The sequence below is a fragment of the Ruegeria sp. SATB045 genome, from assembly GCF_059613525.1.
The window spans coordinates 53,454-61,786 of record NZ_JBXWSR010000022.1 but is presented as its reverse complement, the minus strand read 5'-3'; the positions used below and the strand labels follow the sequence as shown (position 1 = coordinate 61,786).

Below are 8,333 nucleotides of genomic sequence, written 5' to 3'. Positions count from 1 at the left end.
GCGTCTCAACCGTCTTTCCAGTCCGTCAGCACCGTCTCCAGCGCCCCAGCACCGCCTCAGCAGCGCCGGTGAAGGGGTATTTACGGATTAGGTCTGGGACCTGCAACCCCCATTTTGAAAAAACTTTACATTTCTCAGAAGAAACTCCCTGACCTTAATAAAAACAATAAGTTACATTCACAAACAGGATCAAATACCCGACCATGGACGCGTCTTAATCCTGAAGTACGATCACTTTCTGTGGAATCGTACCCAATGCTTGGTACGCCTGCTGGATCCAGCCAAAAGAAACGCCGCCCGAGTTCCCCCGCGCGGCGTCGTTTTGTGAGTGGTGGTAGTCTTAATTATTTCAGGTCGAACCGGTCTGCGTTCATCACCTTGGTCCAAGCGGACACAAAGTCGGCGGTGAACTTGGCTTCGGCCCCGGACTGGCCATAGACCTCGGCCAGCGCCCGCAGTTGCGAGTTCGAGCCAAAGACCAGATCGACGCGAGTACCGGTCCACTTGACTTCACCGCTGGCGCGGTCGCGGCCCTCATAGACACCCTTGCCTGCGGGTTTCCATTCGGTGCTCATGTCCAGCAGGTTGGTGAAGAAGTCGGTGCTGAGCGTCCCAACCCGATCCGTGAACACGCCGTGCTTGGTATCGCCGAAATTGGCACCCATCACACGCAGGCCACCGACAAGTGCTGTCATCTCGGGCGCGGACAGGGTCAGCAGCTGGGCTTTGTCGACCAGCAGCTCTTCGGGTGAAACGGTATAGTCACCTTTCTGGTAGTTGCGGAAGCCATCAGCGATGGGCTCCATCACTGCAAAGCTATCGACATCCGTCTGGTCCTGCGACGCATCGGTACGGCCCGGAGTGAACGGAACCTCAACGTCTTGGCCCGCAGCCTTGGCTGCCTGTTCGATACCCACGCTACCTGCCAGAACGATCACATCCGCCAGCGAGACCTTTTTGCCGCCCGACTGCGCATCGTTGAACGCGGCCTGAACACCCTCTAGCGCGGACAGCGCCTTGGACAATTTCATCGGCTCGTTCACATCCCAGTCTTTCTGGGGGGCAAGGCGGATACGGGCACCATTGGCACCACCGCGCTTGTCCGACCCGCGGAAGGTCGAGGCCGAAGCCCAAGCGGTCGATACCAGTTCCGACACCGACAGGCCGATTGCCGCGATCTTGGCTTTCAGGTCGGCTACGTCCGCGTCATCCACCAGATCGTGATCCACAGCGGGGACGTTGTCCTGCCAGATCAGCTCTTCGGTCGGGGCCTCTTCACCGATATAGGCCGAGCGGGGGCCCATATCGCGGTGGGTCAGCTTGAACCATGCGCGAGCAAAGGCATCGGCGAACTCTTCCGGGTTTTCGTGGAAGCGTTTCGAGATCGGGCCATAGATCGGGTCCATGCGCATCGCCATATCGGCGGTGGTCATCATGGTTTTGACCTTTTTCGACGGATCGTGCGCCTGCGGGGCCATGTCTTCTTCTTTGACGTTCACCGGCTCCCAGATCCACGCGCCCGAGGGGCTTTTGGTCAGGTTCCAGTCATAGCCGAACAGCAAGTCGAAATAGCCGTTGTCCCACTTAGTGGGGTTGGCCGTCCACGCGCCCTCGATCCCCGAGGTGGTGGTGTCGTCACCCTTGCCCGAGCCAAACTTGTTAATCCAGCCAAAGCCCATCTCTTCAATCGGAGCGGCCTCTGGATCGGGACCGACCAGATCGGGATCACCCGCACCATGGGCCTTACCAAAGGTGTGGCCACCTGCGACCAGAGCGACAGTTTCCTCGTCATTCATCGCCATACGACCGAAGGTGTCGCGGATATCACGGCCCGAGGCCAGCGCGTCGGGCTGTCCGTCCGGACCTTCTGGGTTCACGTAGATCAGACCCATCTGCACGGCGGCCAGTGGGTTTTCCAGATCCCGCTCGCCCGAGTAACGGCTATGCGGGTTGTCCGTCGGGGCCAGCCATTCGGTTTCCGAACCCCAATAGATGTCCTCCTCTGGGGCCCAGATGTCTTCGCGACCACCGGCGAAACCGAAGGTCTTGCCGCCCATCGACTCGATGGCGCAGTTACCCGCCAGAATCATCAGGTCGGCCCAGGAAATCTGGTTGCCGTATTTCTGCTTGATCGGCCACAGCAGACGACGCGCTTTATCGAGGTTGCCGTTGTCCGGCCAGCTGTTCAGCGGAGCAAACCGCTGGTTCCCGGTCGAGGCCCCACCACGGCCATCTGCCGTTCGGTAGGTGCCCGCGCTGTGCCACGCCATACGGATGAAGAACCCGCCGTAATGGCCATAGTCCGCAGGCCACCAGTCCTGCGAATCCGTCATCAGCGCATAGAGGTCTTCCTTCAGCGCCTTCATGTCCAGAGCCTTGAACGCTTCGGCGTAATCGAAATCCGCATCCATCGGATTCGAGGCCGGTCCGTGCTGATGCAGGATCGACAGGTTCAGCTGGTTCGGCCACCAGTCCCGGTTAGACCGGGTTCCTGCGCCGTGCATGACAGGGCATCCGCCTGCTTTGGGGTTATCACTTCCGTCCATGTCGATCTCCATTCCTGGCAAAATTCCGGCGCTGTGGCACCGCTAAAAACTCGGTCGGTCAAGAACACATATAGATGACACTTTTATCCATCCTACAGGCGCCGCGAAAATTCGCGCAGGCAGCAGGGCGGGCAACAGCGACTCTCGGGTCTTGTCGACGCCACTCCTAGCAAATTCAAGCTATGCTAAAAAGTTTTGTTTTCGGATGATTGTGATAACTAAAAATTATCATAAAAAGATCATCCGTCTCGCGTTAACGAGTCCAAGCCAACCCGGTAATCAGGATACAGAAGCTTCACGCCCAGTTCATCCTTGATCCGGTCGTTCCTGACGCGCTTGTTCTCATTGTAGAAGCTACGCGCCATGGGGGTTAGCTCCGCCTCATCAAACGGGACCGCGGGTGGTAGAGGCAGCCCCTGCAATTCCGCCGCATAGGCAATTACGTCTTGTGGAGGGACCGGCTCATCATCGCAGACGTTATATATGGCCCCCGGATTGGGCGCAGACATGGACGCAGCAAGAACCTGCGCAATGTCGGCCACATGAATGCGAGAGAATACTTGACCCGGCTTGATGATCCGCCGCATCCCAACGCGTTTCAGTTTGGAAAATGGACCGCGTCCGGGGCCGTAAATCCCGGCCAACCGAAAGATATGGGTCGGCAGGTTCGGAATACTCAACCATTGCTGCTCGGCTTGAACCCGCCATTTGCCGCGTTGGGCCGTGGGCGTCGCAGGCGTGGATTCATCCACCCACGCACCTTGATGATCACCGTAAACGGCGGTTGTGGACAAGTATCCAACCCACTTGAACTGTGCAGCCCGTGCCGTGATTTTGTCTTGCAGCGCTGCCAGAACCGGATCGCCATCAGCATTGGGTGCCGTTGAGATCAGCAGATGCGTCACCCCGTCCAGATTGACCTGCTGTCCCGGCCAGACAACTGGTTCCGCCCCAGATGCCCGTAAAGCCGGTGATTGCGCCGGATCCCGCGTGGTTCCGATAGCCCGCCATCCATTGGGCGCCAGAAGTCGCGTCAACTCCTGCGCGGAATAGCCATGACCAAACGAAAATAGAGTACCTGTCATGCCGCCATTGATGATCCGCAAATCCACCGGATGCAAGCGGGGTCGACGGGATACTTGATTCGAATCTCTCAATGCGCCTTTCTTTTAGGCATGAGTGACAAAACCCCCGATCTGCACACGGCTTATGCGCTAGAAACACCCGAAGATAACCGACGGCTATATGCCGAATGGGCCGGGGACTATGACGAAGGCTTTGCCACCCGAGAGGATTACCAGCTGCATATCCGCACCGCCCGCGCGTTTGTCGGCGCAGGAGGTCAGGGTCCGGTGCTGGATGTCGGAGCCGGAACAGGATTGTGCGGAGCCGTTCTTGCAGGTTTGGGTGTCGGACCTATCGACGCCACCGATATCAGCGCCAAGATGCTGGATCAGGCCATGCGCAAGGATATCTACCGCGACGCGATAGAAGCTGACCTGAACGAGGGTATCCCGGTTCCGCGCGAAAACTACTCGGGAGTCGTGTCGTCAGGCACCTTCACCCATGGCCATCTGGGCCCCGAGGCTTTGATGCCCTTGCTGCGCGTCGCCCGCCCCGGAGCGCAATTCGCCCTGTCGATCAACGCGCAGCACTATGAAAAACTGGGGTTTGCCGAAGCTCTGCACAAACTGGCACAGGGCCAGATTAGGAATCTCGCCCTACCCGAGGTTCGAATCTACGGCGAACTTGCCAACGGCCCAAACAAGGACGATACGGCTTTGATCGCCCTGTTCGAACGAGTTTAGCGCCCCTTCCAGACCGGATCGCGTTTTTCAGCAAAGGCGCGAGCACCTTCCAGATTGTCCTCGGACCCGTACAGAGTATCCACGGTCGGCAACTGCCGCCGTGTGATCCGGTTCATGGCGTCCTGAAACTTGGAGTCTTCAGCCTCGCGCACAATCTCTTTGATCGCGGCATAGACCAGAGGCGGCCCGCTGGCCAGCAAACGCGCCAGTTCCCATGCGCGGTCCATCAGCTGATCGCCGGGCACGATCTCGTTGACGAGGCCCCAGGTCTTGGCCTCATCCGGGGTGAACCAGCGGCCCGTCAGTAATAATTCCATCGCGATGTGATAGGGGATGCGCTTGGGCAGTTTGACACTGGCCGCATCCGCAACGGTGCCGGATCGGATTTCGGGCAGGGCGAAGCTGGCGTGATCTGCGGCGATGATCATGTCCGCGCTCAGCGCCAATTCCAGCCCGCCACCGCAGGCAATACCGTTCACGGCGGCAATCACCGGCTTGTTCATATCGCGCAGCTCTTGCAACCCGCCGAACCCGCCCACACCATAATCGCCATCCACTGCGTCGCCATCCGCCGCAGCCTTCAGATCCCAGCCGGGGCAAAAGAACTTGTCGCCGCCGCCGGTGATGATCGCCACGCGCAGGTCCGGGTCATCGCGGAAATCCCGAAACACCTCGCCCATAACGCGGCTGGTGGCCAGATCAATCGCATTCGCTTTGGGGCGGTCCAGAGTGACCTGCAATATAGCGCCGTCGCGCTGGGTTTTGACCGGGTTCATGTGCGTGCCTTTCGGATCAGAGCATCCACTGCCACGGCACCTTCCGGCCCGCAGATAAGCGGATTGATTTCAACTTCGCTGACATGGGTTGCGTTGGCAATAACATAGGCCTGAACGGCCTCGACCGTATCCAGAATCGCGCCCATATCTGTGGCGGGCTTGCCGCGATAGCCCGTCAACAACGGCGCACAGGCCAGCTCACCCAACGCCTTTTCAACCACGTTCCGAGGCGACGGGATCAGCAGAGACACCGAGTCCCGAAGGATTTCCGTCAAGACCCCGCCCGCACCCAATGTCAGCACATAGCCATGGGCCGGATCGCAGGTGACACCGATTAGCAACTCGGCAACGCCTTCGGGCGCCATTTCCTCGATCAGAACTTCATGGGTGCCGATATGGGCCGCGACGGCCGGCAGATCGCCCGCGCTTACCCCTAACTGAACCGCCCCGTGATCCGACTTATGGGCCAGTCCAACGCCCTTGACGGCGAAAGGACCGGTCAAGTCACCCGCACAGGCGGCATCGGCCTGAATCACCAACCTTTTCGGAGTGGACACACCGAAGGCTGCAAGCTGGTCCTTGGCCTCCGCCTCGGTCAGCGTAACGTTTGGATTGGCAGTACTGGGAAGGACCACCGGATCAGAGTCCTGACCTGCAGGGCGCGCCGCCGCTTCGACAGCCGACAGTGCCTCATGCAGCCCGGCGAAGGGAATAACCCCGCCATCCATCAGTCGCTGCGCGACGTCCTTGGGCATCAACTCGGGCAGAGTTGCGGTCACTGCAAAGGGCCGCCCGGTTTGTGCCACGCAATTCAACGCGGCCTGCGTCGCACAGCTCCAATCCGTTTGATCGGTGTGCGGATAGTCCACAATGGCCATAGTCAGAGCCTGTTCCGGCCCCATCATCGCAGACCACGCGCGCGTCATCGCCTGCGTGTCGCGCCAGATATAGGTGTGGTAGTCCAGCGGATTCGCCAGCGCCACCATCGGCCCCAAAGCCGCGCGCAGATCGGTGCGTTGCGTATCCGTCAGAGGCGGAAAGTGCAGATCGCGACCCTCAGCCATATCAGCGGCCAAACTGGCCTCGCCCCCCGAGCAGCTGATCGTACCAAGCCCGTTGCTGTCCAGACGCCCGGTTACATGCAACAGCTTGAGGCATTCCAGAAAGCTGGGGATGTCATCCAATCGGGCAATCCCCAACCGATCCAGAAACGCCTGCGCACCCGCGTCTTGACCCGCCAGCGAGGCCGTATGCGAAATCGTTGCCGCTTGGGCATGGACCGACCGACCCATCTTCAGCGCGACAATCGGGACACCGCGCTGACGAGCCTTTTTAGCCAGCGCCTCCCATTTGCGCAGATCGCCAAACCCTTCGATGTGCACGCCGATGGCCGTAATGCGGTCGTCATCCAACAACGCCGAGGCAATCTGGGCTTGATGCGTCTGCGCCTGATTCCCACAGGTCAACATGAAGGCCAACGGTAAAGCGCGGCGCTGCATGGTCATGTTGATCGCAATGTTCGAGCTTTGCGTTAGGATCGCCACCCCGCGATCCACAGGTTGCATCCCGTGCTGATCGGGCCAGATCGCCACGCGATCCAACCCGTTGACGAAACCATAACAATTCGGCCCCAGAATCGGCATGTCCCCGGCGGCAGCGATCAACTGGTCCTGCAGGTCCGCGCCTGATTGGTCTTCGGCCTGCGCCTCGGTAAATCCCGAGGCGAAACAGATCGCACCGCCCGCCCCCATCGCGGACAAAACCGCAATCGCCTCGACGGTCGCGTGTCGGTTGATGCCGATAAAAGCCATGTCAGGAGCTGATGGTAAGGATTCCAGCGTCGGATAGGCCCGCTCTCCAGCCATTTCCGCCGCCTTGGGATGAACCGGCCAAATCGCACCCGTAAAGCCAAACTTGCGCGCCTGTTCGATGACCGCCGCACACCATGCCCCGCCGCCCACTACGGCAAGCGTCTTGGGGGCAAGCGCGCGCGATAGCGCCGTCATGCGCCCAGCGCCCGCAGCAAATCGCGGCTGATGATATGGCGTTGAATCTCGCTGGTGCCGTCCCAGATGCGTTCGACGCGCGCGTCACGCCAGAATCGTTCCAGCGGGTAGTCATCCATAAGACCCATGCCGCCATGCACCTGAATCGCCGCGTCCGTCACACGGGCCAGCATTTCCGAGGCGTACAGTTTGGCCGACGCGATCTCGCGGTTGGCGGGCAGCCCTTTGTCCAGACGATCGGCGGCGGCAAGGGTCAGCAGATCGGCGGCGTCAATCTCGGTGATCATGTCTGCGATCTGGAATGAGACGCCCTGAAACTTGCCGATCTTCTGGCCGAATTGCTCGCGCGTTGCGGCATAGTCCAGCGCATAGTCGAACGCCCGCCGTGCGCGACCGACCGACATGGCGGCAACGGTGATCCGGGTGGCATAGAGCCAAGTGTTCATCACCTGAAACCCGCCATCGACCTCGCCCAGAACCTGCGCATCCGGCAGGCGGCAATCGTCGAAGTCCAGCACCATGTTCTTGTAGCCGCGATGGCTGACCGACTTGTACCCATCCCGGATTGTGAAGCCGGGGGTGCCGCGATCGACCAGAAAGGCAGTGATGCGTTTCTTGGGGCCTTTCGGTGTCTGATCTTCACCGGTTGCGATGAAGACGATGATAAAGTCTGCATGTTCCGCGCCCGAGATGAAGTGCTTGGTGCCATTGACCACCCAGTCGCCCCCATCGCGCACGGCAGCGCATTTCATCCCCCGCACGTCCGAGCCCGCACCGGGTTCAGTCATCGCCAGCGCGTCCATTTTTTCACCTCGTACGGCAGGCATCAGGTAACGGTCGACCTGATCCCCCTCGCACGCCATTAGAATGTTCTGAGGCCGCCCGAAGAAATGGTTCAGCGCCATTGATCCCCGGCCCAACTCGCGTTCGACCAGTGCGAACTCCAGATGGTTTAGCCCGGCACAGCCGACGCTTTCGGGGAAGTTGCAGGCATAAAAGCCCAACTCGATCGTCTTGCGTTTGATCTCGGCGGCGATCTCGTGCGGAACCTCGCCGGTGCGCTCGACCAGCTCTTCATGCGGGTAGATTTCGTTTTCGACAAAGCTGCGAACGGTCGCGGCGATCATCTCTTGTTCGTCGGACAGGCCATATTGCATCTGGGGTCTCCACATCTGGGGTTGCGGATATCCTGACGTG

The 8,333-nt window shown here is 59.9% G+C and carries 6 protein-coding genes; 1 reads left to right on the top strand and 5 read right to left on the bottom strand.

Annotated elements, in window-relative coordinates:
- Positions 1 to 344 precede the first annotated feature (344 nt).
- Together katG and AC2FNR_RS12840 are read right to left on the bottom strand one after the other, a co-directional pair.
- Positions 345 to 2,546 carry a catalase/peroxidase HPI gene (gene katG / locus AC2FNR_RS12845; protein WP_496849345.1) on the bottom strand — a complete coding sequence of 734 codons (2,202 nt, stop codon included), beginning with the start codon at positions 2,544 to 2,546 and terminating at the stop codon, positions 345 to 347.
- Between the two features lie 239 nt (positions 2,547 to 2,785).
- Positions 2,786 to 3,631 carry an SDR family oxidoreductase gene (locus tag AC2FNR_RS12840; protein WP_496849344.1) on the bottom strand — a complete coding sequence of 282 codons (846 nt, stop codon included), beginning with the start codon at positions 3,629 to 3,631 and terminating at the stop codon, positions 2,786 to 2,788.
- Positions 3,632 to 3,721: 90 nt separating this feature from the next.
- Between AC2FNR_RS12840 and AC2FNR_RS12835 the strand changes: the two genes are divergently transcribed.
- Positions 3,722 to 4,354 (top strand): class I SAM-dependent DNA methyltransferase, encoded by a 633-nt coding sequence (locus tag AC2FNR_RS12835; RefSeq protein WP_496849342.1) that lies wholly within the window; start codon positions 3,722 to 3,724, stop codon positions 4,352 to 4,354.
- Here AC2FNR_RS12835 and AC2FNR_RS12830 read toward each other — a convergent pair.
- The 3 genes from AC2FNR_RS12830 to AC2FNR_RS12820 are packed head-to-tail and all read right to left on the bottom strand — an operon-like array spanning position 4,351 to position 8,293.
- A complete protein-coding gene (locus AC2FNR_RS12830; RefSeq protein WP_170756133.1) occupies positions 4,351 to 5,130 on the bottom strand; it encodes a carnitinyl-CoA dehydratase in 780 nt (259 codons plus the stop codon). The genes AC2FNR_RS12835 and AC2FNR_RS12830 overlap by 4 nt on opposite strands.
- Entirely contained in the window at positions 5,127 to 7,136 is a 2,010-nt protein-coding gene (locus AC2FNR_RS12825; RefSeq protein WP_496849339.1) for an acetate--CoA ligase family protein, read from the bottom strand. The genes AC2FNR_RS12830 and AC2FNR_RS12825 overlap by 4 nt, the downstream gene beginning before the upstream one ends.
- On the bottom strand, positions 7,133 to 8,293 hold the full coding sequence (locus AC2FNR_RS12820) for an acyl-CoA dehydrogenase family protein (protein ID WP_480498489.1): 1,161 nt from the start codon (positions 8,291 to 8,293) through the stop codon (positions 7,133 to 7,135). The genes AC2FNR_RS12825 and AC2FNR_RS12820 overlap by 4 nt, the downstream gene beginning before the upstream one ends.
- Positions 8,294 to 8,333 lie beyond the last annotated feature (40 nt).